Raw genomic sequence first — 26,487 nt, 5'->3', positions numbered from 1 at the left:
CCTTTTTTCTTTTATTCGCAGGATGGTTGATGTTCTTAACAAAGATTCCTTTCTGCATTTAGCTTAAATTTAATTTAAAAACGTTCATTAGAGATTAAATTCGACAAAAACTGCTAAATTCCTTCGCTTCCAATGATAAGTCTTTCTTCCTTACAGTGGTTTAAATGAATTAAGTAGTTTAATTAAATACTAGCATGAAGAGTTGCTTAATTTACACATCTAACTCAATACTTTACAATATCATTACAGTTAAATAAATGTTTTAGAGGTAAAGTCATGGATATCCGGATTCAGTTGCAACAAGCACTTGCAGAATGCAAACGTTTAAGAAAAGAAAACGAATATTTAAAACACATCCTTTCAACGATGATGCAAAAGAAAGAAAAAAGTAATTCTGTAACTACGGCTAGTTCTATAGTCAACAACCAATCGTCCCCTGAAGAAAAGATACGATTATTCAAGCGGCTTTTTCGAGGACGGACTGATGTATATGCGGTTCGCTGGGAGTCAAAAAACGGCCGTGCGGGATATACACCTGCCTGTGCCTATGAGTGGCAACCACCTCTTTGTCGAAAACCGGAGATCAAATGCAGTGAGTGTCCGCATCGAACATTGCTACCGCTAAATGATCAAGTACTGTACGATCATTTAAGCGGAAAGCATACGGTTGGAATTTATCCGATGCAAAAAGATGAAACGTGTTTCTTTTTGGCGATTGATTTTGACAAAAAGAATTGGCAAGAAGATGTGTTGGCGTTTGTTTGTGTATGTAAAGAGTTTTCCGTACCGTATAGCATTGAACGATCAAGATCTGGGAATGGTGCACACGTATGGATTTTCTTCTCCGAAGAGATTCCTGCTTCATTAGCTCGCAAAATGGGAATGACATTGCTCACTAAAACAATGGAAAAACGATATGAAATAGGTTTAGACTCCTATGATCGATTATTCCCGAATCAAGATACGCTTCCAAAAGGCGGATTCGGAAATTTAATCGCATTGCCGCTTCAGCGAAAGCCAAGGATAAACGGCAATAGTGTATTTGTCGATGAATCCTTTACTCCTTATCCAGACCAATGGCTGTATCTATCTTCTGTTCAAACGATGACAAAAAAAGAAGTACAAGATGTGGTACAGCTTTACGAAAATAAATCTATTACTGTAAACGAAGTTTATCCAGAGAAAATTACTATTGAATTAAAGAATGGTTTATACATTCCAAATGATAGAGTCCCCTCTTCTCTTTTAACTAAGTTGACGAAACTAGCAACATTAGCGAATCCTGAATTTTATAAAGCTCAGAAAAATCGCATGTCTACATACGGAATACCACGAGTGATTAATTGCTCTTGGGATGAGGAAGGATATTTAGTCTTACCGCGCGGCTGTTTGGAGGAGGTTATTAACCTTTTATCGTCATTATCCATTCAAACTGAAATCATTGATGATCAATTCGATGGCCAGACAATTGAAGTGGAATTTCAAGGTGAGTTAACTTCTCAGCAACACGATGCCATATCGCAATTATTGAAACACAATACAGGTGTTTTTTCAGCAGCCACTGGTTTTGGTAAAACAGTTATAGCGTCCGCTCTTATTGCGGAACGAAAAGTTAATACGCTAGTCATCGTTCATCGGACACAGTTGATGCAACAGTGGTTGGAGCAATTATCAACGTTTCTTAATATTTCATCAAAAGAAATCGGACAAATTGGCGGCGGAAAAAACAAAATAACAGGAAAAATTGATATAGCAACCATTCAAAGCTTAAATTACAAAGGTCAGTTGAAGTCATTTATTACCCGATATGGCCAAATCATTGTCGATGAATGCCATCATATTTCTGCCTTTAGCTTTGAGAAAGTGTTAAAACAAGTTCGCGCCAAGTATGTGTATGGGCTAACGGCTACACCGATTCGTAAAGATGGTTTACACCCTATTATTCACATGCAATGTGGTCCTATTCGTTATAAAATTGACGGGAAAACCCAAGCAAAAGTAAGGCCATTTATTCATCGTTTAATTCCGAGGTATACGAACTTTACGTCCTCACACAACGATATTCAGCAACTTTATAAAGAAACAGCACTCAATGAACAGAGAAATCAGCAATTATTTGATGATGTGTTATCTGCGCTTGAAGAAGGTCGTTGTCCGCTAATCTTAACAGAACGAATTGAACATGTTGAAATTTTAAAGCAATTATTTAAAGGATTTGCTAAAAATATTATTGTACTCTCCGGGAATATGACGAAAAAAGAACGGATGGAACAATTGCATCGACTTTCTTCCATTCCTGATGACATGGAAAGATTAGTGATTGCAACAGGAAAATATATCGGTGAAGGATTTGACGATGCGAGGTTAGATACTCTATTTTTAGCCATGCCGATTTCATGGAAAGGCACCCTGCAACAATATGTCGGACGCTTGCATCGAATTCATGCAAATAAACAAGAAGTACGTGTATATGACTACGTGGATAAAAACATCCCGATGATGCAAAAGATGTTTGAAAAAAGATTGGCGGGATACCGCGCCATGGGCTATGTGTTAGATGAAAAAAACAGTTTGTATGAGGAACAGATGAAGTTGTTTTAATTCATTATCAAGGACAAATATAGAGAGTGGGCATAATGTTTCACTTTGTTTTTGTTTACCTCAAGTTTGACACCATTTCACTACATGTGGATAACTAAAGGTGATTATACCAATAGTTATCCACTTTTTTTATCGAAAATATAATCATTATGTAGTGTTATGTGGATAACTTTTGTATATCCAATAATATGTAATATATGTTATACTATTAGTGCTATGTATATTCGAATTAATAAGCAAAAAAATAAAAATGGTTCTGTTCGTCAATATCTACAAATATGTCGTACATTTCGTGTAGACAATAAAGTTCGGCAACAAACGCTTTGTAATCTAGGGAGGTTAGAACATTTATTAGAGAATGGCTCTGTCGATAACATAATCGAGGGATTAGCCAAATTTTCAGAGCGTTACTTTGACCGAATTCACGGGCAAGGGTCTTCCTCTTCTGTCTCCGTGCTTTGGACAAAAGAGTTTGGGCCGGTTTATCTGTTCCGAAAGGTATGGGAAAAGTTAGGGCTTGGTCGGCTATTACGTAAAATCATGGATGATTCCGAGGCTGCTTCTCAGTATGACGAAGCCATTTTTGCCATGGTGTTAAACCGTCTCATGGATCCCAATAGTAAGCATTATATCTTCAAACAATGGATCGACACGATTTATGCAGAAGGTCTTTCAGACATTCAACTCCATCACTACTATCGTGCATTAGACTTCTTAAGTGAACAAAAAGAAAAAATTGAGGAACAACTTTATGGACATTTAACCGATTTAACCTCATTAGAAGTAGATATCGTGTTTTACGACACGACAAGCACCTATTTCGAAGGAGAGGAAGCAGACGAACTGCTGGCTCACTATGGTTACTCCAAAGATCATCGTGGAGATCGAAAACAAGTCGTGATTGGCTTATTAATGACCAAAACAGGGATTCCGATTGGGCATCAAGTCTTCCCTGGAAACATGCATGATACGAAGACATTTGGCATGGTGGTTGGAGACCTGAAGAAGCGCTATCCTATTCAGAAAGTCATTCTAGTGGGAGACCGCGGAATGGTTAGTGAAGCCAACTTAGATCAAATTCGTGAACTGGGCATGGAATATATTGTGGGTGTCAAATTACGAAAGTCGAAGAAAGCCCAAGAGCTATTATCCATCCGTGGGCCATATAAGAAGGTTCTTCCGAATCTAAAAGTGAAGTCAAAGAAAATCGATGGCGAAACGTATGTACTCTGTTACAATCCGGACGCTGAAGAACGTGATCGAGCGAGTCGTCAAGTCGTGTTAGAAAACCTTCAATCGAAGCTTGATGAACTCGGTCCATCTGGACTCGTCAAAAACCGTGCGTATTCCAAGTTTTTAACGATAGAAAAAGCATCGGCCAAAATTGATGAAGAGAAGGTATCCAATGACGAAAAGTTTGACGGAAAGTACGCCATTCGGACCAACTCGTCATTAACGGATGAAGAGGCAGCACTTGCCTATAAAGAGTTGTGGAGAGTGGAACAAGCCTTTCGTAACCTGAAGTCGAATCTAGAACTTCGCCCGATGTACCATCGAGTGGAATCTCGTATTCGAGGCCATATCATGGTTTGTTTCCTTGCGCTTGTCATGGAATCCTTTTTGGCCTATAAGCTAAAAGAAATAGGATGCCAAACAAGTGTAAAGGATATTTTGCATGATGTAAGCCAGATGAAGGCCTCGAAAATACGCGTGAATGGTGAAGAGCAAATCGTTCGTACAGAATTACAAGGTCAAGCAAATCTAGCATTTGAAGCACTTGTCACACAAGCGCCTCCTAGAGTATTAGAAAAAAACACGTGCCACTAACAAGTGTAGTGGTACGTGTTGTGGGTAAAGTCCAAAACACCAGTATTTTCGGGCTTTTCTTTAGTGTACTCTGTCAAACTTGAGTTTACATATCGACTGTTTGACAAAATTAAATACCATGAGTAACAAACCCCGCCTCTTAATAACTCGTACCAAGGCGGGGATATTTTGTCTATATGGGGATTTTTTATGGGATTAGAAGAAACTCCAAATGTTAAAGCCCCAACTACATTCGATGAATAACTAGAGATTTTACGACAACGCCGGTTGAAAATACGAATGTAGCAAGGGCGATTTTGACGAGAGTAAATTATTATCGATTATCATCCTCTACGTTCTATGTTAACTTGAAAAAATTTGGTCTTTATTAAAAATCACTTAGTAATTGTTCAACATGTTGTTTTAACTTAGGAATCTTATTCTGAACAACATCCCAGACAATTCGATAATTAATGGAGAAATAGCCGTGAATCATCATATCTCTCATGCCAGCCATCTTTCTCCATTCGATATGCGGGTGTGCTTGTCGGATTTCGTCTGGAATGTTTTTCGTTGCTTCACCAATCACTAATATATTTTTAATTACCGCGTCCGACACTAAGTCATTGTTTAGAAAATCATCATAAGATAAGCCCTTGGTGTATTTTTCAACTTTTTCTGCAGCCGCAAGAATATCTTGTAAAAAGACTTTAGGCTCTCTCCGCATACTTAGCACTCCTTAAAATACTCGACTTTAATGATGGCTTGATATCATCTAAAATGACTAAATCTACCGGCTTTTGAAAATGATCTTCCAGATTGAATTTTAACTCCATATAATTATCGAATGTCATGGCATGATCCATAAATTCTACTAACACATCAATGTCACTGGACTCCTTTTGTTCTCCCCGGCTATACGAACCAAACAAACCTATCCGTTTTACACCATATTTTTCCTTCCATATATCTAAGTTTCTGGACATTTCGTTAAGTATTTCTTGCTGTGATAACAAATTTATCACCACCGTTTTCTTAATACTCTATATCCTCATTATAGCATCCCTCATTTTAATTATTCTTCATCAAATTGTTAACTGCTACTTTTTTGCTATTTCTTTAGGATAGCTTTTTGTAGGCTTTATGAATACTTAAAACAAGTTCTCTCAGCTATGATGCAAAAGAAAGAAAATAATCAGTCTGTCACTTCGACTAGCTCGATAGTTACTAACCAATCGTCCCCTGAAGAAAAAATACGCTTGTTCAAGCGGCTTTTTCGAGGACGAACAGATTGTATATGCGGTTCGCTGGGAGTCAAAAAACGGCCGCGCGGGATATACTCCTGCTTGTTCTTTGTCGATTAGAGAATCTCTCAATAATTTGACAATCAAAACAGGGAATCTTTTTTTACTCATAATTTGGATCACTAGCATTGCAGTAATTAAATCTGATGATTCAAAATACTAAGAATGTTCAATTTTTTATTGATTTCGAAACAAAAAAATCCTTTACAATGGAAGTACAGGTGGTTCCTGCCCAAATCCAATCGTAAAGGATAACCTTTATGGACAAGAATACACTAATTTCATCATTTGGTAAATGGGTTTCACCCATAAATATTCAAAAACTTAGCGAACAAGTCAAAGAATTGAAACAGGACTATTACACAAAAAAGCTGACAACAGAAGCCTATATTAAACTTTTATTGGTAGCCCAGCTGCTCGAATTTAAGAGCTTAGAGGAAATGAGTGATGCACTTGTAGACGAAGATCTTCAAAAAGCACTCGGATTTGAATCGATAAGTGCCTCTCAGCTATCCCGAAAAAACAATCAGATCCACCCACTCATTCTTGCCAATTTGTTCTTGGATCTTGTTTGGAAAATTCAACGGTACCATTATCAAAACGGAAAGAATATGCCACTGAAAATCATTGATTCAAGTACACTCCCGTTGAACTTGACCAATTATAAATGGGCAAAATTCCGGAAAACAAAAGCTGGTGTAAAGCTACACTTACGGCTTGTTTTCATGGATAAAGACACCGTCTATCCTGAAAAAGCAGTGATTACGACAGCAAAAGAACATGACCGAAATCAACTCGAAGTCCTAGTGGATGATCAAGAAGCCATGTATGTGTTTGACCGCGGTTATGTGGACTATGAACGTTTTGATCGGATGACAGATGATGGCTATTTCTTCGTTTCAAGACTGAAGAAAAACGCAGTCATTCGTGAAGTCTATACATTTTCACTTCCTGATGATTGTCACGTTCTATCCGATAAAATGGTCTACATTGGTACCACACAAAATCGTACTGAAAATGTCTTTCGTCTACTAGAAGTTATGGACACAAAAGGGAACTTACTTCGTTTCATCACCAACCGATTTGATTTAAAACCAGAAGAGATAAGTGATATTTACCGATCTCGCTGGGCTATTGAACTCTTTTTCAAATGGCTCAAGCAACACGTAGAAATTAAGCACTTTTATGGAATGAGTGAAACAGCTATTCAAAATCAAATTTTCTTAGCCCTGATCACGTATTGCTTACATGTTCTCATTCAATTGGAGATGAAAAGTAAGAAATCCCTACTTCGAATTACTCGTTGGTTAAAGAGAGCTCTGTGGAAACCAGCTTATGTTTGGTTGCGAAAATTTGATGGGCGAGCCAGTCCATAATCTCCCTTTTGTCGTTGTCGCTCTGGTTTAACTGTATATATTTACCAAATGGGCAGTGCCACCTTTCTTTAGGTTTTGTCTTTTTGGCACAAATTCACAAAAAATAATTAACAGAAAATTCTAACTATATTTATGCAATGCTAATGAATTTGGATTAATTTAGAAATCAGTTCGTATCCATTCCACAGGGATTGTATGTCTGATATTAGCAGCGATATCTGTTCGATATTGATATGTACCCACTACTTTTCCAATTGCTATTGCAGAACGATATTTTAGCGGAAGAGCCACTAAGTCTCCTTTTTGAATGCGGTGAATAAATGCCCAGATTTGTCCAACCTTATTGGCCGCTTCATTTTCTGTCGCTTTTGGATAGACTTTATTAAAAAGCTCTTTTAATTGCTTCCTTGTTTGTATAGAAGAAAGAACAGGTAGTTCATTCCAGCCGATGACTGCTACCCCCATGTTCTAACGCTGCTTCTTGCTGTTCTCCATTTCTTCCTGCTCGAACCAACCATACTGCCATTTTTATCCCTCCTGAAGCTGACCATTATAAAAAAGATTTCAACCAATTAATAACAAATGGTTGTTCTTTTTTATTTCGATTTAAGCGGTATATATAAATCACGTTGTTCTGGCGCCGAAAATAAATTCTTCCTTCTTTCGAAAAAGGGTATTCCATGACTGCGCCAATTTTTGTATCTACTGTATTAGGCCGGACTTTTGAGATAGCTGTATGAAACTGATAATGTAACTGAGCAATACATAACTCTGCTTTAATGCGATCTGAAACAGTTAAATGAAAGAAATCGTTGAAAAATTGTTTGGTAAATTTCATGTTAGGATATATTTTGCGAAATCGTGGTTCAAACTCACGTTCAAGAATTTTTCGTTCTTCTTCATTCAGCTCTTTTGTTAACTCATATTCATATGCCATGATAGCTTTTTCATTTTGTTCGTTTGTTAGCTTTTCTTGCAGCTCCTTGATTTCATGATCATATTCTTTCATGATATCTAGAAACTGTAACTCTTGTTGATGCAAAGCCTCTTCTAAACGTTTTTTGTCAATAGTTGCTGCTTGCTCCCGCTGAATCAACTGCTCAATATATTCTTCGTGTTTACGAATTTGCTGTTGATAATGTGCCATTTTTTGATTCATTTGTTTTAGCTGATGCTCTTGATCTTTGAGTATCTGTTGGAATTTCTCCTTTTCTATACTCATTGCATCTAACTGCCGCTGTGTTTGCTGCAGACGGGTGTTCAATTGGTTAATTGTTGATACTTTGCTCAGCAATTCAGTTTCTAACTTTTTCTTCTCATTTATTAATGCCTCATATTCAGCCTGTAAGGATTGTATTTCTTTTTCCTTCTGTTCATACTCTAGCTGTAACGTATGTAATTCTTTTCTGATTTTTTCCGTTTCTTCTATAGAAGAACTATGTTCCAACGGGGAGAAAATACATTCAAATCATATACGGATTAAAGCATCGTTCAAAATATCTATAAACCCTTCAAACTCTTTTAAAATTACTTCAATATTACTTTGAAGGAGCTGTTGGTTATCAATATTTTCGCGTGTTAATAACTCGTATTCCTTCGAGACAAATGTCCTTGACCTTGGGTATTTTTTTAAATGGTGGCGTTGAACTAAACTTTCAATTGCATCTGAATAATTTTTTTCTAGCTGTTCCATAAAATCTCTTTTTGCTTGAGTTTTCCCCGGAGCTTCAATATCAATCATGAACTCAACTGCAGGCTTTAAGATTAGATTTCTCTTTGAAATTGACAATTCAAAATGAATATTAAGTCCCTTAACATTCCAATCTTTTTTTGTTATTTGTTGAAAGCCGCGATCCACGTTAACGTTTAAAAACCATTCACTTCCATCATACTTCTCAAGATGATTTTTCATCATGTTAAGAATATAGTTGAGAATCATTTCATAATCTTTTTCAAAGCTTTTTCTTAAATCTTCAATCATTTTGGCATTATCAAGATATAGCTTGGTCTTTTCAGAAAGCACCAATGTATTCTTTTTCATAAAATTCTCCTCCAAATGAGTAATGAAATCTTGATATAATACACTTTTTTTAATGTTTTTTAAATAATCGAATTGAACACTTTTCAACAGCAAAATTAGTTCTTCATAACCTATTGCTTTAAACTTATTATTTGCCAGAGCTTCTCTTTTGTTGTGAGTCAAAAAAATTAGTACGTGTTGATGGTGCGGAAAAAGCTTTTTAATCTCTTCTGCGTAAACAATCGTTTGATTGCCATGCTCTTCTGTAAATACCTTATGTTCAATTCCGACAATTAACGAATCGAAAACGTTGATGAGTAAATCAATTCTTCTACCATTATTAAAGGTAAACTCCCGCTTTACAAATACTTCATCTGCAGAAGTTTCATACTCTTCTTGCCATTCTCCATCAGCGGCTTCCACTAGCTTTTTTAACGGCTCAAAACCAATTCCGTTAAGTTGTGGATTTAAGATATAGGCTAAATAGTCACTTATGTAATCTTCACTGAACGTTTTATTGAAAATATCAAGAATTGTCACGTTTTTTTCTCTATTCTCATCTGGTAATAGAGAATAGTATTTTTTAATATGGTTTAACGATTCAATAAAATCAATGTTTTTCATAAAATCTACCTTCTTTATTTTAGATTTCTAATGAATTTTTCCAGTTATCTAGATTGAGTTCGGAGTTTGGGATTCTGTTTCTATTAATCGTACATTTTTTAATAATTCGTCCAAATTATGATGACCTATGTACTCTTCCCAATATCCAAACTTTAGAATGGAATGAATATTCATGGAAGGATATAAGATTTTAGAATGTAAATCTAAGATTTGTCCTTGGTCATTACCTAGATAAATTAAGAAGCATGTATCACTTTGTTGAGCAATAATTCTTTTTTTCGTTCCTGTGATATTTAAATGAATCGTATATATTTCAATAAACTTACGCAAATGTTTTTCTTTAGTTAGCTTTGAAAGCCGTTTAGCATAACTCCATTCTTCTACCGGAAAGGGACTTCCTTTCCAGATAATCTCTACACTTCTGCGGTGTTGCGGAATTTCCTCCGTAAAATACGGTTTACTTACCACTCTAACGATGCCGTTTACGTGAAAACACGTTGCGTGTCCTGTACCAATAACAATAATATCATCGATGTTCATTTCATCGTAAAAACGAGTAAAACACTTTTGGATATAGCCCCACTTTTTATTTTGATTTTTTACCTGTAGTTTATCGAACAATTCTTCTTTCTCGATTTTTGTCAATTGTGACAAGTCTGTGTGAATACCGCATTGATCAATGCCGATGAAAGGACATTCATGGTTTAAAAATCTATCTGCCCAATTTTCAAATGTTTTCATTAAATAGATGTTCATGCTACTGATTTTCCCTTCACAAATCGTTATCAGAACTATATTTCATACAATTTTGCTAACTTGATAATTTTTTCTTTTATTTTTTCTCTTAGAAAGAGAGGTTCTAGAACTTCAACACGTTCTTGTTGTGCTAAAATCCAGAAGAGTATCCCTTCTGTTCCGAATACTTTCATTTCCATTATGATGCTTGTCTCATTTTCAGCAACTTTTTTCGCATGCGCAAATGCCCGATATACATACTCTTCTAGCCATTTTACTGTTTTTATTTTGACAATAATTTCATCTCCTGTAAACATGTTAAAAGCGAGATTCTTATATGCACCAGCTTGAAAATACTCGTGTTTCTCATTTGTTGGAAAACTTTGTTTTAATACATTAAGATCTGTTATACGATCAATTCGAAAATAAATGGGATTTTGCTTATTCTTATTGACGAGTTTGGCTGCTACATAAAAAGCATGGTCATGAAAAACGACACTGAGCGGTTGGACTATTCGTTCTGTCTTTGTTCCATCTTTTTGATAATTGAATGATAAACATTTTTTCTGAAGAATAGCTTGAAAAATCATGTCAATTTTCTCAAGTAACCTTTCTTTTTGAAACGATTGATAATGAATTATAGCTGCAGAAAAATCGTTTCAGTTTTTGTTGTTCTTGCAATGAGTACATCTCCATGATTTTAGCCTCGATTTGTTCACATTCTTCTTTATTTAAACTCCTGCTATGATATAGAAGGATTAATAGGACAAAAGCTTCTCCAATCGTTAAAGAATGCTCACTTGTCATTAACTCGTATAATTTGTCTTTCGAATTGTACACAATCATTTCACCATAATGTTCTAAAACAGAACGCAGAGAGCGGATATCTTCTTTAATCGTTTCTGCGTGCTTGCTATTCTTCATAGACACTTTAAAGAGGTAACAGCGATGAGCCCAATTCAGTTTCAAAAACAACTGCGGCTCCAAGAAGCCCGGTGCTTGTTATTAACTGAATCGACCGATGCCGCCGATGTCGCCTTTCAAGTCGGCTATGAAAGCCCCTCGCAATTTAGCCGCGAATATTCCCGCATGTTTGGGCTGCCTCCAAAAGAGGATGTCAAGCGTCTAAGAGGGGATTGTACGAAAAGGGCTAATGCATAGAAAAAGAGAAGCTAGCCGAAACATCTTCTGTTCTCTCAAGGCTAGCCTCTCCGCTTTTCATTTGCCAAAATGATACATGGTCATCCAATCCCATTTCGCTCCCCGAATCCTTAACAGACTCACTTCACCTCTGGCTGATTATGCCTCCTCGTGCGCCAGAGAAGTCGACAAGTCACAGTATGCGTTGATCTGTTCTTGGAACTCGGCGGTCTTCCGCTCAGCTTCGGCGATGGCGTCAGTACCGGCGATAAAACGGCGTGGCGGTTCCTCTTGGCTAGCAATAGCCACTAACGCCTTGGCCAGTTTAGCAGGATCACCAGGCTGTTTCCCATTCATCGACTCCCACCAAGGCCGCAGCTCGGCATTGCGTTCGGTGTAGTCCTCGATGCGCAGCGCTGCCCAAGTCGTCGATTCCGGCCGCAAAAGCTCAGTGCGGAAAAAGCCCGGATTGACGATGGTCGTCTTGATGCCGAACGGTTCGACTTCGAAACGCAGTGACTCCATCCACCCCTCGAGGCCAAATTTCGAGGCAGCATAAGCGGAACAATACTCGTAGCCGACAAAGCCCGCGGTCGATGAAATGGAGATGATGTGCCCCGAACGTTGCTTACGCATCACCGGCAGCACAGCGCGGGTGACGTTCATCGGGCCGATGAGGTTGGTGGAGAGTTGATGCCCAATCTGCTCCGGTGTCAGTTCCTCGAAGAAGCCCCCATAAAAGTTAGCGGCGTTGTTAACAAGCACATCGATCGTTCCAAATCGGTCAACCGCTGCATTGACGGCGGCCTCAGCATCTGCAGGATTCGTAACATCTAGCTTCGCAACGAGCAGATTTCCGGTCTCGCCGATAGCCTTAGCCACCTTTTCGGGATTGCGGCCGGTAGCAACGACGTTGTAGCCAGCGTCTAGGGCGGCTTTGGCGATCTCGACGCCCATGCCGCGCCCGGCACCAGTAACAAACCAGACTTTCTTGTTAGACATATTTCATTCCTTCCTTTCGAAATAATGATGTATCAAGGCTTTGCGTCCTCTCAGAGGTGCACTCCTTTTTTACGGATACGTTTACGCTATTTCATTAATTATGCGCTCTCAAAAATCAATATTGATTGAATAAACAACATCTGTTTATAATTATAAAAAGAAATCGAATGCGTTCAAATCGTTAAATGAATGGAATTCGTTGATTATTCAACAAATCAATGAAAGTTATTGATTATCTTTAGGAGAGGTTGGTGATTTCAACATGGCCAAAGTCGACCGCAGAATCATCAAAAGCCAAGAAGCCATTAAAAAAGCCGTTATCGAACTGATGGCGGAAAAACCGTTTGACGACATTACGATCCAAGAGATTGCCGACCGGGCCAATGTGAACCGGGGAACGATTTATCTCCATTACACAGACAAATACGATTTATTGGATCAACTGATTGAAGAACATATGGACAATTTACGGAAGCTTTGCCGCGAGGCTTCCGATCTGACGTTTGAGGAAGGAAACTATATCTGGTACGAGTACTTTGAACGCCATCGTCTATTTTTCTCGACGATGTTATCCAGCAAAGGGGCACCACATTTCCGCAATCGGTTTTTACAGCTGGTCATCGAAGAATTCAAGCCGGAAGTCGATGTATCTGGCGGGAAAAATCAAGGATTGCACGAAGAGGTGGTGTTGCAATTTTTCGCTTCCGCCGTCGTCGGGATTGTGGAATGGTGGTTCAAAAATGGGATGCCGCTCCCAGCACGCGTCATCGCCGAACAAACGGGACGGTTATTGGATCGGAATTTAGGTTAATCTTGGAATAACGGATCGATGCGGACATTTCCGGTAAAATACTCTTCTTGTCCTTTAGAGGACGGCTGTGCGCCGTTACGGATAATCTCGATGTTTTCCATTTTTTCTCTCCTTTCCGACGGATGCGTATTTCGCCATCACGATAATGTCGACATGTCGATGACAAAGCGGTAACGGACATCGCTGCGGAGGACACGTTCATACGCTTCGTCCACTTGGTCAGCGCGAATCACTTCAATTTTTTGCACAATGCCGTGCTCAGCGGCGAAATCAAGCATCTCTTGCGTTTCCCGAAGGCCGCCGACAAGGGAACCAGCGATGCTGCGGCGGTGCATAATTAAGGAAAACACATTGTACGTATCCGGGTTAGCTGGCGCACCGGGTTAAGTCCAAGATTTTGTGTAAAAAGAAACGGCAAAAAGTAGTTTGATTTTTCCAAGACCTAAATTTGCTAGACCGAAAGCGAATTTTTACACAATAATCAGGAGTTGATCGTCTCAAAAGGTTGTTGATCCTAACAAAAACACAACATATTGTCACTAAATGATTACTTAATATGCGTATACATTAGGAAGAAGAAAAGGTGTCCTCCCTTGTGGAACACCTTCCGTTTCACCCTTTTCAGCCTGCTCATTCTTCGTTCAGAAGGGAACGCAAACATTCCGAAATAATCTGCAAAGCCAAAATCAATCTGTTTGGTATCTATCGGTTAACTATATATATGCTCATTGAAAAGTTAACCTGCGCATAAGCGGCGCCCACTCCGGTTATACTGCTTCTAAGGAAAACCATAGAAAACATCCATGAGCAACTTTTGCTCTCCACCTAGGCATGAAAATCTCCCTCTCCTTCCCATAATGAAGGATAGGCGCAAACAGTTGAACAGAACGTTGTGCTTAACAGTGGCCTGGACCCTGTGTAGAAAACTGTCTTGAATCCACTGGGTGCCCCACCCATTGTCCGCCCTTTCCCCATGAAGTCGGAAAGGTGACGACGCATAGAAAAATGCCGCATGTCTCCCGTGGATTCGCTGTTTGCGCACTCAATCATCGAAAAAGCCGATTCCGTTGAGCATCACGTCATCAATATCTACTTTTCTCCCGCTTCCTTGAAACATATCTTCCATGATGTTCCAGTCATTATGCGTCTTGCCTCCTTATTGAAAGAGATCGATCCACAGAAAACATCATCAATTTGTTCCTTTTCTTACAAAAACATTAGATTGAGGCATTAATATAAAAAATAGCACGAAGACAGCATGCTATGTTTGTCCTTATTCCAGCCAGAAGCAACATCACGATAAAATTTTTCATTATGAAAGGAGCATGAACATGGGAGAGTATATGTTGGAAACCCATCATTTAAGCAAAGCGTTCGGCAAACAACTAGCGGTAGACAATGTATCGATAAAGGTCAAAAGAAATACCATTTATGGATTGCTTGGACCGAATGGAGCCGGAAAATCCACTGTTTTAAAAATGCTGACAGGACTTCTGCGTCCTACAAAAGGGGAAATTATGATAAATGGCCATCCTTGGAGCAGAAAAGACCTTAAAGATATCGGTGCGCTTATCGAATCACCGGCTCTTTACGGCAATTTAACGGCCTATGAGAATTTACTTGTTCATGCAAAATTACTGAATTTGCCTGACTCAAGAATAAAAGAAGTGTTGAAAATTGTTGGTTTGGAAAATACAGAAAAAAAGAAAGTGTCTCAGTTTTCCTTTGGTATGAAGCAGAGATTGGGTATTGCCAAAGCACTTTTAAATCATCCCAAACTTCTTATTCTCGACGAACCGACAAACGGACTTGATCCGCTGGGTATACAAGAATTGCGGAAACTTATCAGATCTTTCCCAGAACAAGGAATAACTGTAATCTTATCAAGCCATATTTTGACGGAAGTAAAACAATTGGCGGATTATATCGGCATTATTCAAAACGGAAAACTTAAATATCAAGGAGAAATAGATGAAGACCAAGATCTAGAAAAACTCTTTATAGATGTGGTCAACGGATTATGAAGGAGGCTGAGAATAATGCTGAATATGATACAGTCTGAACGTTTAAAATATAAGCGGACTTTTGCCAAAAAACTCGTATATATTGCTCCTTTTTTCTTTGTACTGTACGCCATTATTACCATGCCTACGATTAATTCAGAATATAATTATTTCGAATACACCGTATTTAATTGGTGGCCGTTAATATTTGCTCCGTTAGGAACGTCATTGATCGCATCGCTTTCAGCAATGAGAGAAAAAAAGTCGGGGAACTATAGATCCTTACGTTGCTATGATATTAGTATTATACGCATATGGTTCAGCAAAATCATTGTAATTGCCTATTATACATTGCTCTCAACAATTGAATTCATTCTATTGCTAATCATATTAAAATTCATTTTGCCCAACAGTATTTCATCAGCAACTGTCGTCATATTGGCCAGCCTTACCATTTGGATCACATCTTTAGCATACATTCCTATAGGGTTGTTTTTTGCAGAACGATTCGGAATAGTGATTTCCATTATTGTAAGTGTGATAGGGATTGTATTAGGAGTAGTAATGGCTTCAGAATCGTACTGGATGTATATTCCATGGAGCTGGGGAATGAGACTGATGTGCCCAATTGTGGGGGTTCATCCGAACGGAGTTCCTTTGGAAAAAGGAAGCCCTTTATTGGATCCTTCCGTTATTCCAATGGGAATTGCCATCTCCATTGTCATTTTTCTTTTATTGTCTTTTGCTACAGCATTTTGGTTTTCGAGAAAAGAGGTGAACTGAAATGTCTTTTCTGCAGGTTCTGTCTTCCGAATGGTTAAAGACAAGGCGTACAACAATCAGACTGATCGTGTTTGTAACGCCGGTCATTTATCCAATCTTTATGTTATGGTATTTTTCCAGATACAATGATCCTTCTTCTTGGCAAGTTAAAATATACGGAGGCTTTTTTGAGGTATTGACTGTCTCTTTACCTATTATTATCTCGCTGCTTACCGGTTTGATCTCATACCAGGAAGAAAAATCGGGAAGTTTTATGAACTTGTTGACCGGTCCTGTTTCAAGAGCGAAATTTTACTTAGGCAAACTTTTTCTGCTGATTTTTGCAGCAATTGCGGACATATTCTTGGCAACTTTCCTTATGTTGTTAGGGATGAGATATATATTGAACATAGACAATATCCATTATGATTTGTTTTTGCAAGGAGCGCTGTTGTCTGTTGTTGGCTCACTAATTCTTTTTTCCATGCATATGCTTATCAGCTTTGCATTCGGTATGGGTGCATCTATAGCGATCGGAGGCGGAGGATTCCTTATTTCGGCTATCATCGGGGCAACTGTCTTAGGAGATTATATATGGAATTATATTCCATGGGCTTGGGCCGTTCGCCTTTCGCAAGCCCCCATGTTATTGATGCCCGAGGTAAAACAGGCCTTGGGAATGCAGTTGTCAAATTCCTATTTTCAAGAGTTGTTAAAAGGGATTGTGCCTGCGATCACATGCTTCATGGTTGTAACGATCATCGGTTCCATCTGGTTTCATCGTTGGGAAGGAAATAAACCGCATGAATGAAGATTCACCTTCCATCCAGGCATGATGTTGAAAAAAGGAGGTCTCAGAGCAGATATGAAAAATTCCATCTTATTCCTGATGCTGATTGGAACCATATTCTTAGGAGGTTGTTCGCTTTTCAGCGACCTGAAAAAAACGGCATCACACAATATGGCGATCGATCGAACATTGCCAAAATACGAACTGAACAAGAAAAATTTAAAAGAAATTAGCTATCAAGGCCGAACCTATGTCATTCAAGCGTCAAAAGTAGATCGACGTCAATTGAACAAACCGATTGGGAAAGTAACAGAAACGATTACCATTAATGAGCATCATCAAATCCTAAGCAAAAAAGAGCTGAGAAAGATCGAAATTGTTCCTGATAAAAAAGATGAAAAAAGAACTCACTTGAACTTTGGTTGGGTATACAGCATAAAAGGCGTAAGCCCGGAAGAAGAAGTGGCCGTAACAATCAACAATCAATTTCTAATTGCGAAAAGAAAATGAATCTCAACGTTGCGATAAGAAATAGAGCTTATAACAACCCGTATAATCTCAAATAAGTAGACAGCAGCTAGAGAAAGATGGGGATATGCAACCCTTTCTCTAGCCTTTCTTCCGCCGCCAACGCCCATCTTCATTTACTAGGGTTGTTGGAAGGTTGTGAAATTTGGGGATAGTTTGATATCTCCTTAATATAAAACTCAACGGTTGCTCCGCCGTTTTCATTGTTGTAAGCCCAAATCTCCCCATCATAATTGTTTACAATTTTTTTTGCGATATAAAGGCCTAAACCAAAATGATTTTTATATTGTTCATTCTGATAAAATGCCTTGAACAACAGAGACGTATCTTTTTCCTTAAATCCTGTCCCTGTGTCTGAACATTTAAAATAGATTTTGGTGTCGTGTCCGTCTGCTTCATCACGCACTTCAAGTTTAATTTCCCCGCTCGTTGTAAATCTCAGGCTGTTATATAAAATATTATCCAAAACCCTCATTAACATGGCTTCGTCAAGAAAATAAAATTGTTTCCTTAAATTCACATCAAAATAAATGTTTACGGATTTTTTATTATAGACCATTGTTGATATTTCTTGCTTTTTCTCATTAAGCATTTTGTTTAAATCAATTCTTTTAATATTCAATAAGAAGTGTGCTTTTTCCACTTTATATAGCAACGACAAATTGTCTGTAAGCATGCTCATTTTGCTGCAATTCTTGCGGATAATATCCAAATGGGGAGTAATATCAAAATGATCTTGGTTCTTCAGATCATTAATTAAATCGATTTGTCCTCGGATTACGGTTAATGGAGTTCTTATATCGTGGGCAATCGATGACACCATGATTTTCCGTTCATCATCGATCTTTGATAAACTTTCAATCATCTCTTTAAGGGCGCTGATCATTGTATTAAACGAATCCTGTATCCTTATAAACTCTTTTCTTTTCAGCCCCGAGACTTTAAAATCAAAATCACCGTTCGAAATTTTATCGGCAGCCTGAAGCAACACTTTAATATTATTAAACAATGATTTATACAGCCTGGATGTAAATAAAATTAAATATATAATAAAAAATATCAACGGAGAAATCAACAATACAACATAAATAAACACTATTCCGAGGCGATCATTATTATTAATGATGAATCCGAAAGGGGCTTTCAGCACATACACCGCTTGAATAGAGTTATCATGTTTAATAGGTATAAATCTGTAAACATAACTTCCTTTTACAATCTCATGATTTATAACTTCACCAACATCTATTTTGTCCCCAGCAACTCCCTTATCACCATACATATGATTACCGTTGATGTCCAAAACTTCCCCTTGAATCTTTTCGTTATAGGACTTTGTATCAATTAATCGCCCCATTAAAATTGATGCTGAGTTTTCTTCAATCTTTTTTTCAATTAAATCGAGATATTTAACAAAATAATTCGTCGGCTTAATAGTATTATTATTTGTAAACATAAATATGAATAATAATAAACATAAATAAGTAATAAGTGAGGATACAATGGTTGACAAGAAGATCTTAACAACCAATAAATAAAAATCTCTTTTTATTGTTTTATCTTTTTTCATATGTAACATCCCATTTATAACCTAATCCATATAATGTTTTAATATAGGAAGTTTCTTTATCTAAAGCTCTTATTTTCTTCCTAATATTTTTAATGCTCTCTGTAACCGTTTCTAACTGACTTTCTGAATCCAATCCCCATACACGTTCAAAAATTCTTTCTTTGGAAAAAACCACATTTTTATTCAACATTAACAATTTAATAATCTCATATTCTTTTTTTGTTAAGTGCAATTTAACTCCTTTGCAAAAGACCTCATTGGCCAAAAGATCAATGGTAATATTTTTAGAACTTAAAAGATATCTCTCATTCGAACGGATCCGCTCTTCCCTTCTTAAGTGGGAATCGATTCTTGCTTTTAACTCCTTTAAACCAAAGGGTTTGGTTATGTAGTCATCCCCACCGATAGACAAAGCTTGAACCTTATCTTCCTCCAGCGTTTTTGCACTGACAAATATAATGGGGCAATCCACTCTATCACGGATAATACTACACAATTCCATTCCGTCAATGCCTTCCATCATAATATCCAATATAATCAAATCAAAATCGCCGCTGATCATTTTCAACGCCTCCGTGCCGCTGTGTGCAATTTCAACCATATAATTATAAAGCTCCAAATATTGTTTGATCGTAAGACAAATATCTTCATTATCGTCAACTACCAATATTTTTCTTTTACTCACTTTTTTATATCCCACCTTACAGCTAACAACATTTTAACATATTCCATATCTATGCAGATAGGGAACCTCTTAACCTCATAAGAGAATACCTTGTTTTTTCCTAGCCTAATAAATAAAATTTGATTCATCACCACATTTTGTGATTTAACCCAAAAAATAAGGAAAACACTCACGAATTCCTAGCAATAAAGTTAGTGTCACTTAACATGACAGGAGGTTCTAAAATGTTTTCCGTATCACTAGATTTGCCAGAATTTGAAGTTGTTAAACAAGTGTTTCTTGAAGATTGCAATTTGTTACATGTTGAGAAAAATACTACAGAAGAACGCTGTTCTTACTGCGGTTTTTTTTCTAGTCATGTCCATGACTGGCGGACAAGAAAGGTGCGTGACTTGTCCGTATTAGGTAAGCCCCTTTTCTTATTTGTCAGAGTGTATAGATACCGTTGTCACAACTGTAATGAGGAATTTTCACAAACATTTGAATCTATCAGTCCTAATAAGCATCAGACCAATCGGTATAGAGAATATCTGTACGAAATGTGCATTGGCTCTACTATCCAAGAAGTGAGTCGAAAGGAAAAAATACCTTATACAACCGTTGAAAGAATATTTTATTCCGTTGCTAAAGAAAAAGAGAAGGAGCATTTAGAAACTCTTGAAAGTGTTTTAGAAAACAATGAATTAATCCTTAGCCTTGATGAGATCGCTGTCCGAAAGGGTCACCGATATGAAACAGTTCTTATGGATACCCAATCCGGGAGTGTGCTTGGTATGGAACATCAACGGAGTTATCATTCAACTCAGATCTTACTTGCCAAGAAGATTCTGTCTGATAAATGCGTTCATACCGTTGTTATGGATATGTGGGATCCCTTCCATAAAGCTGTTAAATCTATATTCCCAGAGGCCTGTATCGTCATTGATAAATATCATGTGGTGCAAAAGGTGACACATGCACTTGACCAAGTTAGAAAGAAAACTCCTGGACTAAAAAAGGGACGGTTTAAACTCTTGAAAGGTTCTGAAAAGTTAACGGCTAATGAAAAACAACAATTAGACGAGATGCTCAAAGAGCATTCAGAATTGTCAAATGCCTATTTTCTAAAAGAACTCTTTAGAGAAATATACCAAGTGAATGACTATGATACAGCTGATTCACTCTTAGAAGAATGGATTCAACTCGCATGGAGCAGCCCATTTCCTTCATTTCATCAAGTTGCCAAGACGATAGAAAATTGGAAGGCACAAATTTTACAATATTTTCTTACCTCTTTACGAATGGCCGGATTTAAGGGACAAACCATAAGAGTAAGAACATCAAAAGACGTGCTTTTGGCTTCAGAAACCTTGAAAGATTTCGGCTACGTGTATTTTTGGAATGTACAGGTAAAACTTATAAAAATCAGGTTGCTTAACCATGCCCTTCATCAGCTTTCCGCATTGTAGTTGGTAGAATGGAATCCGTCAAGGAAAGCACTTGACCGCCTTCATCTACCAACTTAGTGGTCTGCAAGCTGACGAAGGAGCTACTCTAGATTGAGTATCAATCTCGCTAACTTATTTCCGGAATTGTGTGAACATCACAGAATATGGTGATGAGACGAAATAAAAATATGATTATTTTCATTCATATTCACCTCAAAAAATGATTATAAGTTTTTCCTTGAATAGATTCGGATTGATATAATCATTGAAATTAATCCCATTAAAACAGCTATAGCAAAAGGTATCCAATCCTTTATAGATTGAGGTATTGGTAAGTTAAAATTGATATTAATATCAATAGATTGATACCATTCAATAATAGTTGGCAGTATAAATGGAGTTAAAAAGACCGTAATAAAAAAGATATATTTTGTTTTTTCATACCCAAATTTAGTTTGAACAGGAATTAATAAACCGAAAAAAATAGAAATAATAAGAAGAGCTACTCCTACACTATAAATACTTAACCGTGTTAACCCATATGATGCACCAATTGCTGCAGCAAGATTATATAAAAGAAAGCACGCAATAAAAATGACGAGAATAAATACGTATTTTGCTTTAATAACACCATTTCGAGTATATGGAGTTGTACAAAGAAGGGCTGCCCCTTTATATTTATCCTCTTGAAACGAAATCATATTAAACAAAATATATTCCACAAATAAAACAGTAGTAAGAAAACTTATAAAGCTGCCGTTACTTAATCCTAATTTTGAATTGTTAAATATAGGTGCTACAATTGCAAAAATAAGCATAACCAATAGATACTTTTTTGCTAAAATTAAATCTTTTTTAACGAGATGAAGCAACAATTTTATCTCTCCTTTACATAAGCCAACATTACATCTTCAATGGAGGGTCTTTCTATAATAATATCTTTCATTTGCTCACATACTTGATCTACTTTATTGGTAATTCCTTCGAATCCAAATGGTGTTTGACGTAATCTTAAAAATAATTTAGTCGAGTGTTCATTTATTAAACGATTATCCCCTTTTATCAAAGCGTGTCTTTCTAATAGTTCGTCTTTACTTTCATTGAATACGATTTTGCCATTGTCGATTAAAATAAGCATATCAGCTACTTTCTCTAAATCAGACGTAATATGAGTAGAAAAGAAAACACTTTTCCCCTCTTCCTCCATGAAATCTAAAAGTATTTCCATTAACTCATTACGAATTAATGGATCAAGCCCACTTGTTGGTTCATCCATTATTAATAAATCCGCATGGTGAGATAGAGCTAAAGTAATAGCAAATTTCATACGCATACCTTTCGATAAAGTGGCAATTTTCTGGTTTAATTTTAAATTGAAACGATTTATGTAGTTTAAGAAAACAGATTCATCCCAATTCGTATATGCTGGGGCAATAATACTCTTCATTTCTTTCAATGTCATCTCTTCATAAAAATAGCCTTCGTCTAAAACTACACCAATGCGATTTTTTATTTCGCATTCATTTTTTTCCATATCTTTACCAAAAAATTTAATGCTACCGTCATCTTTGGGATAAAGTCCAAGAATGGTTTTAATTGTTGTTGTTTTCCCAGAACCATTTACACCGATGAATCCTGTTATGCAGCCTTCCTTTAGTGAAAAAGTTAATTGTTCTAAGCTGAAACTACCTAACTCTTTTTTTAAGTTATTTACCTCTAAAACGGCTTTCATCATTCATCATCCTCTTCAAAAATGATATCCATCATTGAGTAAAGTTCTTCTTTATTTATTCCAAGAGTTCTAGCCATTTGCCACACTTCTGAGAGCTTTTTTTCCACCAGATGCCTTTTAGATTCCAATAACATTTCCATGTTTTCAGACGCTACAAATGACCCCTTTCCTACAATAGTTATAATAAAGCCTTCTTTCTCTAACTCTTCATATACTCTTTTCGTTGTAAGAACACTAACATGCAAATCATTTGCTAGTGAACGAATGGAAGGTAGTTTTTCTCCTTCTTTTAATTCTTGACGGAGAATGGCACCCTTAATTTGATCTTTTATTTGTTGGTATAAAGGTTGTTCGGAACTGTTTTTAAGTATTATTTTCATAGAAAAACCTCTTTTAACTGTATATGTATTACATATACACCATATACATAATATACAATATTTACAATTAAATTTTAATTAAAAATTTTTGAAATATCAAGGTATTTACAAATTTACGTTTCATGCAGTCGGACAAAATTTTGTTGCAGGAGTTATATCAGTTGGAACAATTGCCGGCATTACAACAGTTATATTTGTTTATCTTTACGCAACAGTACACGTTCTGTTCTCTATTCGTGAGTTTTATCGGAGCGAACCTTACGCGTTTTTTTACTTTTTTGGGGTTAGTGTCAAGGCCGATTATTTTTTCCCCAAAATCGCCGGTTTAAAATTCCCCAGAAGGACCTTATTGATCCTTCTGTTTTTCTTGTTGGAGCCTCTTTTCCCGTAATCGATAGCTTTCCCCCTTTAGGTTGAAAATGATGGAATGATGCAGTAATCGATCTAACATCGCGGTCGCCAATACCGAGTCTCCCACAACTTCTCCCCATTCCCCAAAGCTTTTGTTGGAGGTGAGGATAATCGGGGCATGTTCATACCGACGGGCGATGACCTGAAATAAGTAATGAGCGCTGTTTGGGTCCAATTTTAAGTACCCCATTTCATCAATAATGAGAATGGTTGGCTTCACAAACATGCGAAGCTTTTTTTCCAGCTTTCCTTCCTGGTCGGCTTTGTTGGTAGAATGGCAGCCGTCAAGGAAGGCACTTGACTACTCCCATTCTACCAACTTAGTGGTCAGTAAGCTGAAGAAGGAGACGGTCTGATTGACATCTAAATCCAGCTAACATGATGCAAGGTTCGTGTACAAATCACAGAAAATGGTGAAGAGACATTTTTTATTCTGCTTCTTAAAATCCTCTTTTAATGTAATTATTTCCTGTAACATTCAAAAAACAAAGCAAACAGAGTCATATAGTTTTCCATTCTTATTTATTTAACATAGTGAATACCAACAGAATGACAATGAGTATTGTCTTAGTTCCCCATAAGACTGTTAATAAACCTGCTAATTTTTTTACTAAAGTATTACTGGCAACAGCATTTCGAATGAAAATGATACTTTTACCCGATGAGCGCCACCGTAAGATTATACGTCCCCCCCCCAACATGTCCACCCCCTCACAAATACAGGCTGATTGAATAGTTTTTTTGCACACTATAGGTATTTTTCACCATTTATAATGTAGAAAAATAATTCCAAATCCCTGATTTTCCTGTTTTATATTTCGAGCATTTTGCAAAATTAGATTTTTTGGATAAAAGTATAAAAAATAAAGCACTCGGCAAATAGCTACCAGCATGTTATTTTACAAAATATTACAATAATCTTGTTTTCGGGCATACCTACAGAATTTTTCACATTGAATTTTTTTAAGCGGCTTTCTTCCCTTTATTTTCCTTTGCCATCGCTAGCGCTGAAACAAGTAATACAATAGCGTTCAGGTAAATATGGGTCTTTACTTTTTCAATTCCCCATACATGTAGGGAGTTCGCCGTAAGGTAGCTTTTCATTCTTGAATTACAGCGTTCTACACTTGTCCTCTCGTTGTAAAGCTCTTTCCAACGTTTTGTATCACGGTGCGGATTGGAATATCGGCGCACATCCTTTTTGATGTCGACTTTTACCACCATTCCATAGTTGGAAGATGAACAGGCTGCCATTCCTAATGGGCAATCCACTTTGCCGGTTGCGTGAGGACATCTGAACTTGAGCTGGTCCTTATCAGCTCCCCAATAAGTCATTTCATAACCCATGGAACAACGCGGAGTTCCATTGGAAGAAATCCCTTCAGGAGGCTCTTTTTCGTTGCGCAAATTGAGCGGGATAATGGCTTGCGCTCCAATGTTTTTGGCTGATTCATAGTTTTTTAGTTGGTCATATCCGCCATCCATGATCAGAAATTCAATTTTGGATTTGGTACGCTCTGCCACTTGCTCTATTAATTCTGGTGCGACTTCTCCATCGTTCACATGGGCAGGGGTTACTTTTATGGCTATTGGCAGTTCGCTTGCGGTATCGACTGAAAGATGCATCTTATAGCCAAACCAGGTAATTTTATTGCCGAAGGAATCATATTTTGCGCCCCAATTGGCATTACCCGTTTGTTCACTACGCTTTTTGGGCTGTTTCTTTTCATAGGCATCAATGGCGGCACTGTCGATGGCCTGGTGGCTGCCGTCAATTATTCCTTCCTCCTGAGCTAACTGTACCAAGTCAAGGAAGATCTTTTCAGCCAGCTTTTTTTTGGTAAGTGCCGCAAAAACCCGGCTGAGAGTGGAGATAGACGGTGCGGGGCGATCAATCGATAAACCGCATTGATAACGGAAACGAAGGTCTTTATCCAATCGATGATGAAGGGCGGTAAAGGTGTCGATGCCTTCGAGTGGGGCAGCGATGAGAGCCCTTAGAATCCCTTCTCTGGAATGACCGTCAGCCCCTCGGGGTGAAGAACTTCTCAACTGTTTAGCATAAGGGCGTAAATCAAGCGAGCTAAAAAAGATAGGTAATTTCTCTTTTGACTCTAATTTTTGCAGTTCTTCAAAGGAAAATAGGCTTTCTTGTAGAATATACAAAGTGACTTCCTCCTTTTGAATTTTTGTGGTTTCGTCACTTCAAAAATTCTACATTTTAGGGGTGAAGTCCTTTTTTATGTCTTTGAAATCCTTATGGCTCTTGGGTCAAAAAATATGCAAAATGCTCATTTCATAAAAAACATACGCAGTGTAAAATAAGATTATATATTCCATATTTTACACAAGAAGTAGTTATTTGGAATTACTAAAGGAAGATGAATATGACGGAAAAAGAATACATGGTTCACCAGTTATATAATGAGATTTCTAATCTTTATGACCAATTTCATGATAATGACGAAAAAATTGAACGGCTAAAAAAAGCCGAAAGCGGCATTTCCAATGAACTTGGTATATTGGTTGATCACAAAACACTTGTATTGAATCCCGAGCTCACTCCTTTTACATGGCATGGAAAATTTGCCGATACGTTTTTAGATATGAGAAAAAGTATCAATCATGCATACATTTCAATCATTCAGCAAACCGAAGAACTTCTAAATGATATTTCCAAAAAAATATCGGAACTTGAAACGATGAATGCAAGCATTTCCAACACCATTTCTTCAAAAAGAAGCCAGCTGGCTCATTTAAAGGATAATTAAACAGGTGGG

At 37.3% G+C, this 26,487-nt stretch carries 25 protein-coding genes and 4 pseudogenes; 12 read left to right on the top strand and 17 right to left on the bottom strand.

Annotation, left to right across the window (positions count from 1 at the left end; translation table 11 throughout):
* Positions 1-276 precede the first annotated feature (276 nt).
* Both NSU02_RS10440 and NSU02_RS10435 read left to right on the top strand, forming a co-directional pair.
* Complete coding sequence (locus NSU02_RS10440; RefSeq protein ID WP_339192847.1) at positions 277-2,601, top strand: DEAD/DEAH box helicase family protein; 2,325 nt, start codon at positions 277-279, stop codon at positions 2,599-2,601.
* 216 nt (positions 2,602-2,817) lie between these two features.
* Positions 2,818-4,428 (top strand): IS1634 family transposase, encoded by a 1,611-nt coding sequence (locus tag NSU02_RS10435; RefSeq protein WP_339192846.1) that lies wholly within the window; start codon positions 2,818-2,820, stop codon positions 4,426-4,428.
* Positions 4,429-4,795: 367 nt separating this feature from the next.
* Here NSU02_RS10435 and NSU02_RS10430 read toward each other — a convergent pair whose 3' ends face one another.
* Entirely contained in the window at positions 4,796-5,134 is a 339-nt protein-coding gene (locus tag NSU02_RS10430) for a DUF86 domain-containing protein (RefSeq protein WP_066248612.1), read from the bottom strand.
* Entirely contained in the window at positions 5,118-5,393 is a 276-nt protein-coding gene (locus NSU02_RS10425) for a nucleotidyltransferase family protein (protein ID WP_066248648.1), read from the bottom strand. Before NSU02_RS10425 ends, NSU02_RS10430 begins: the two co-directional genes overlap by 17 nt.
* Positions 5,394-5,971: 578 nt before the next feature.
* Here NSU02_RS10425 and NSU02_RS10420 point away from each other — a divergent pair.
* Positions 5,972-7,087 (top strand): IS4 family transposase, encoded by a 1,116-nt coding sequence (locus NSU02_RS10420; RefSeq protein WP_339192845.1) that lies wholly within the window; start codon positions 5,972-5,974, stop codon positions 7,085-7,087.
* A 159-nt stretch (positions 7,088-7,246) separates the two neighbouring features.
* Here NSU02_RS10420 and NSU02_RS10415 read toward each other — a convergent pair whose 3' ends face one another.
* From NSU02_RS10415 to NSU02_RS10390, 6 genes are all read right to left on the bottom strand, one after another.
* Positions 7,247-7,552, bottom strand: coding sequence for a hypothetical protein (locus NSU02_RS10415; RefSeq protein ID WP_044895870.1), 306 nt, complete (start codon positions 7,550-7,552; stop codon positions 7,247-7,249).
* A gap of 85 nt (positions 7,553-7,637) precedes the next feature.
* Complete coding sequence (locus tag NSU02_RS10410; RefSeq protein WP_339192844.1) at positions 7,638-8,534, bottom strand: hypothetical protein; 897 nt, start codon at positions 8,532-8,534, stop codon at positions 7,638-7,640.
* Positions 8,535-8,555: 21 nt separating this feature from the next.
* On the bottom strand, positions 8,556-9,731 hold the full coding sequence (locus tag NSU02_RS10405; RefSeq protein WP_339192843.1) for a PD-(D/E)XK nuclease family protein: 1,176 nt from the start codon (positions 9,729-9,731) through the stop codon (positions 8,556-8,558).
* A 48-nt stretch (positions 9,732-9,779) separates the two neighbouring features.
* On the bottom strand, positions 9,780-10,487 hold the full coding sequence (locus tag NSU02_RS10400; protein ID WP_339192842.1) for a hypothetical protein: 708 nt from the start codon (positions 10,485-10,487) through the stop codon (positions 9,780-9,782).
* Positions 10,488-10,522: 35 nt separating this feature from the next.
* The gene (locus NSU02_RS10395) at positions 10,523-11,056 is read right to left on the bottom strand and encodes a WYL domain-containing protein (protein ID WP_339192841.1); all 534 of its coding nucleotides are present in this window, start codon (positions 11,054-11,056) and stop codon (positions 10,523-10,525) included.
* 10 nt (positions 11,057-11,066) lie between these two features.
* Positions 11,067-11,390: a hypothetical protein gene (locus NSU02_RS10390; protein ID WP_339192840.1), complete on the bottom strand. Its 324-nt coding sequence runs from the start codon at positions 11,388-11,390 to the stop codon at positions 11,067-11,069.
* On the opposite strand from NSU02_RS10390, the pseudogene NSU02_RS10385 reads away from it, so the two are divergent.
* A pseudogene (locus NSU02_RS10385) lies at positions 11,385-11,627 on the top strand (AraC family transcriptional regulator); the annotation flags it as partial. The gene NSU02_RS10390 and the pseudogene NSU02_RS10385 overlap by 6 nt on opposite strands.
* Before the next feature lie 138 nt (positions 11,628-11,765).
* On the opposite strand, the gene NSU02_RS10380 reads toward NSU02_RS10385, so the two are convergent.
* Positions 11,766-12,608 carry an SDR family NAD(P)-dependent oxidoreductase gene (locus NSU02_RS10380; RefSeq protein ID WP_066248619.1) on the bottom strand — a complete coding sequence of 281 codons (843 nt, stop codon included), beginning with the start codon at positions 12,606-12,608 and terminating at the stop codon, positions 11,766-11,768.
* Between the two features lie 262 nt (positions 12,609-12,870).
* Here NSU02_RS10380 and NSU02_RS10375 point away from each other — a divergent pair, with 262 nt between their 5' ends.
* Complete coding sequence (locus NSU02_RS10375) at positions 12,871-13,419, top strand: TetR/AcrR family transcriptional regulator (RefSeq protein ID WP_066248622.1); 549 nt, start codon at positions 12,871-12,873, stop codon at positions 13,417-13,419.
* A gap of 137 nt (positions 13,420-13,556) precedes the next feature.
* Here NSU02_RS10375 and NSU02_RS10370 read toward each other — a convergent pair.
* Positions 13,557-13,799, bottom strand: a pseudogene (locus tag NSU02_RS10370) (alcohol dehydrogenase); the annotation flags it as partial.
* Positions 13,800-14,750: 951 nt separating this feature from the next.
* Between NSU02_RS10370 and NSU02_RS10365 the strand changes: the two are divergent.
* From NSU02_RS10365 to NSU02_RS10350, 4 genes are read left to right on the top strand one after another with little or no spacing between them, the layout of a single operon-like run.
* Entirely contained in the window at positions 14,751-15,443 is a 693-nt protein-coding gene (locus NSU02_RS10365) for a lantibiotic protection ABC transporter ATP-binding protein (RefSeq protein ID WP_066248627.1), read from the top strand.
* A gap of 15 nt (positions 15,444-15,458) precedes the next feature.
* Positions 15,459-16,205, top strand: coding sequence for a lantibiotic immunity ABC transporter MutE/EpiE family permease subunit (locus NSU02_RS10360; protein ID WP_066248629.1), 747 nt, complete (start codon positions 15,459-15,461; stop codon positions 16,203-16,205).
* 1 nt (position 16,206) lies between these two features.
* Positions 16,207-16,995, top strand: coding sequence for a lantibiotic immunity ABC transporter MutG family permease subunit (locus NSU02_RS10355; RefSeq protein ID WP_066248632.1), 789 nt, complete (start codon positions 16,207-16,209; stop codon positions 16,993-16,995).
* A 54-nt stretch (positions 16,996-17,049) separates the two neighbouring features.
* Positions 17,050-17,484, top strand: a complete 435-nt coding sequence (locus NSU02_RS10350; protein ID WP_094245851.1) for a NisI/SpaI family lantibiotic immunity lipoprotein — start codon at positions 17,050-17,052, stop codon at positions 17,482-17,484.
* A gap of 130 nt (positions 17,485-17,614) precedes the next feature.
* On the opposite strand, the gene NSU02_RS10345 is transcribed toward NSU02_RS10350, so the two are convergent.
* Together NSU02_RS10345 and NSU02_RS10340 are read right to left on the bottom strand one after the other, a co-directional pair.
* On the bottom strand, positions 17,615-19,072 hold the full coding sequence (locus NSU02_RS10345) for a HAMP domain-containing sensor histidine kinase (protein ID WP_066248637.1): 1,458 nt from the start codon (positions 19,070-19,072) through the stop codon (positions 17,615-17,617).
* Positions 19,059-19,757 (bottom strand): response regulator transcription factor, encoded by a 699-nt coding sequence (locus NSU02_RS10340; protein ID WP_066248639.1) that lies wholly within the window; start codon positions 19,755-19,757, stop codon positions 19,059-19,061. Before NSU02_RS10340 ends, NSU02_RS10345 begins: the two co-directional genes overlap by 14 nt.
* A gap of 206 nt (positions 19,758-19,963) precedes the next feature.
* On the opposite strand from NSU02_RS10340, the pseudogene NSU02_RS10335 reads away from it, so the two are divergent.
* Together NSU02_RS10335 and NSU02_RS10330 are read left to right on the top strand one after the other, a co-directional pair.
* A pseudogene (locus NSU02_RS10335) lies at positions 19,964-20,974 on the top strand (ISL3 family transposase); the annotation flags it as partial.
* A 101-nt stretch (positions 20,975-21,075) separates the two neighbouring features.
* Positions 21,076-21,174 (top strand): hypothetical protein, encoded by a 99-nt coding sequence (locus NSU02_RS10330; protein ID WP_339195760.1) that lies wholly within the window; start codon positions 21,076-21,078, stop codon positions 21,172-21,174.
* Between the two features lie 234 nt (positions 21,175-21,408).
* Here the strand turns inward: NSU02_RS10330 and NSU02_RS10325 are convergent, their stop codons facing one another.
* From NSU02_RS10325 to NSU02_RS10305, 5 genes and pseudogenes are all read right to left on the bottom strand, one after another.
* Positions 21,409-22,059, bottom strand: coding sequence for an ABC-2 transporter permease (locus NSU02_RS10325; RefSeq protein ID WP_339192839.1), 651 nt, complete (start codon positions 22,057-22,059; stop codon positions 21,409-21,411).
* Positions 22,060-22,061: 2 nt separating this feature from the next.
* Positions 22,062-22,916 carry an ABC transporter ATP-binding protein gene (locus NSU02_RS10320; RefSeq protein WP_066251558.1) on the bottom strand — a complete coding sequence of 285 codons (855 nt, stop codon included), beginning with the start codon at positions 22,914-22,916 and terminating at the stop codon, positions 22,062-22,064.
* Positions 22,916-23,296, bottom strand: a complete 381-nt coding sequence (locus tag NSU02_RS10315) for a GntR family transcriptional regulator (protein ID WP_066251550.1) — start codon at positions 23,294-23,296, stop codon at positions 22,916-22,918. The genes NSU02_RS10320 and NSU02_RS10315 overlap by 1 nt, the downstream gene beginning before the upstream one ends.
* A 346-nt stretch (positions 23,297-23,642) precedes the next feature.
* A pseudogene (locus NSU02_RS10310) lies at positions 23,643-23,972 on the bottom strand (ATP-binding protein); the annotation flags it as partial.
* A gap of 698 nt (positions 23,973-24,670) precedes the next feature.
* Positions 24,671-25,873: a transposase gene (locus NSU02_RS10305; protein ID WP_339192838.1), complete on the bottom strand. Its 1,203-nt coding sequence runs from the start codon at positions 25,871-25,873 to the stop codon at positions 24,671-24,673.
* A gap of 221 nt (positions 25,874-26,094) precedes the next feature.
* Here NSU02_RS10305 and NSU02_RS10300 point away from each other — a divergent pair, with 221 nt between their 5' ends.
* A complete protein-coding gene (locus NSU02_RS10300) occupies positions 26,095-26,478 on the top strand; it encodes a DUF5082 family protein (RefSeq protein ID WP_066250868.1) in 384 nt (127 codons plus the stop codon).
* Positions 26,479-26,487 lie beyond the last annotated feature (9 nt).

It is taken from the genome of Aeribacillus sp. FSL W8-0870 (genome assembly GCF_037963755.1).
In the GTDB taxonomy this organism is placed as follows: domain Bacteria; phylum Bacillota; class Bacilli; order Bacillales; family Aeribacillaceae; genus Aeribacillus; species Aeribacillus composti.
The sequence above is the reverse complement of the archived record's forward strand: the minus strand, read 5'-3'. Positions and strand labels throughout refer to the sequence as shown.

Excerpts from the sequence above, each read along its gene's own strand:
- NSU02_RS10350 (WP_094245851.1), top strand. The coding sequence starts at position 17,050 with ATGAAAAATTCCATCTTATTCCTGATGCTGATTGGAACCATATTCTTA.
- NSU02_RS10315 (WP_066251550.1), bottom strand. The coding sequence starts at position 23,296 with ATGAAAATAATACTTAAAAACAGTTCCGAACAACCTTTATACCAACAA.
- NSU02_RS10380 (WP_066248619.1), bottom strand. The coding sequence starts at position 12,608 with ATGTCTAACAAGAAAGTCTGGTTTGTTACTGGTGCCGGGCGCGGCATG.
- NSU02_RS10405 (WP_339192843.1), bottom strand. The coding sequence starts at position 9,731 with ATGAAAAACATTGATTTTATTGAATCGTTAAACCATATTAAAAAATAC.
- NSU02_RS10375 (WP_066248622.1), top strand. The coding sequence starts at position 12,871 with ATGGCCAAAGTCGACCGCAGAATCATCAAAAGCCAAGAAGCCATTAAA.
- NSU02_RS10440 (WP_339192847.1), top strand. The coding sequence starts at position 277 with ATGGATATCCGGATTCAGTTGCAACAAGCACTTGCAGAATGCAAACGT.
- NSU02_RS10360 (WP_066248629.1), top strand. The coding sequence starts at position 15,459 with ATGCTGAATATGATACAGTCTGAACGTTTAAAATATAAGCGGACTTTT.
- NSU02_RS10390 (WP_339192840.1), bottom strand. The coding sequence starts at position 11,390 with ATGAAGAATAGCAAGCACGCAGAAACGATTAAAGAAGATATCCGCTCT.
- NSU02_RS10435 (WP_339192846.1), top strand. The coding sequence starts at position 2,818 with ATGTATATTCGAATTAATAAGCAAAAAAATAAAAATGGTTCTGTTCGT.
- NSU02_RS10300 (WP_066250868.1), top strand. The coding sequence starts at position 26,095 with ATGACGGAAAAAGAATACATGGTTCACCAGTTATATAATGAGATTTCT.
- NSU02_RS10415 (WP_044895870.1), bottom strand. The coding sequence starts at position 7,552 with ATGGGGGTAGCAGTCATCGGCTGGAATGAACTACCTGTTCTTTCTTCT.
- NSU02_RS10430 (WP_066248612.1), bottom strand. The coding sequence starts at position 5,134 with ATGCGGAGAGAGCCTAAAGTCTTTTTACAAGATATTCTTGCGGCTGCA.
- NSU02_RS10355 (WP_066248632.1), top strand. The coding sequence starts at position 16,207 with ATGTCTTTTCTGCAGGTTCTGTCTTCCGAATGGTTAAAGACAAGGCGT.
- NSU02_RS10400 (WP_339192842.1), bottom strand. The coding sequence starts at position 10,487 with ATGAACATCTATTTAATGAAAACATTTGAAAATTGGGCAGATAGATTT.
- NSU02_RS10320 (WP_066251558.1), bottom strand. The coding sequence starts at position 22,916 with ATGAAAGCCGTTTTAGAGGTAAATAACTTAAAAAAAGAGTTAGGTAGT.
- NSU02_RS10345 (WP_066248637.1), bottom strand. The coding sequence starts at position 19,072 with ATGAAAAAAGATAAAACAATAAAAAGAGATTTTTATTTATTGGTTGTT.
- NSU02_RS10395 (WP_339192841.1), bottom strand. The coding sequence starts at position 11,056 with ATGATTTTTCAAGCTATTCTTCAGAAAAAATGTTTATCATTCAATTAT.
- NSU02_RS10420 (WP_339192845.1), top strand. The coding sequence starts at position 5,972 with ATGGACAAGAATACACTAATTTCATCATTTGGTAAATGGGTTTCACCC.
- NSU02_RS10365 (WP_066248627.1), top strand. The coding sequence starts at position 14,751 with ATGGGAGAGTATATGTTGGAAACCCATCATTTAAGCAAAGCGTTCGGC.
- NSU02_RS10425 (WP_066248648.1), bottom strand. The coding sequence starts at position 5,393 with ATGTCCAGAAACTTAGATATATGGAAGGAAAAATATGGTGTAAAACGG.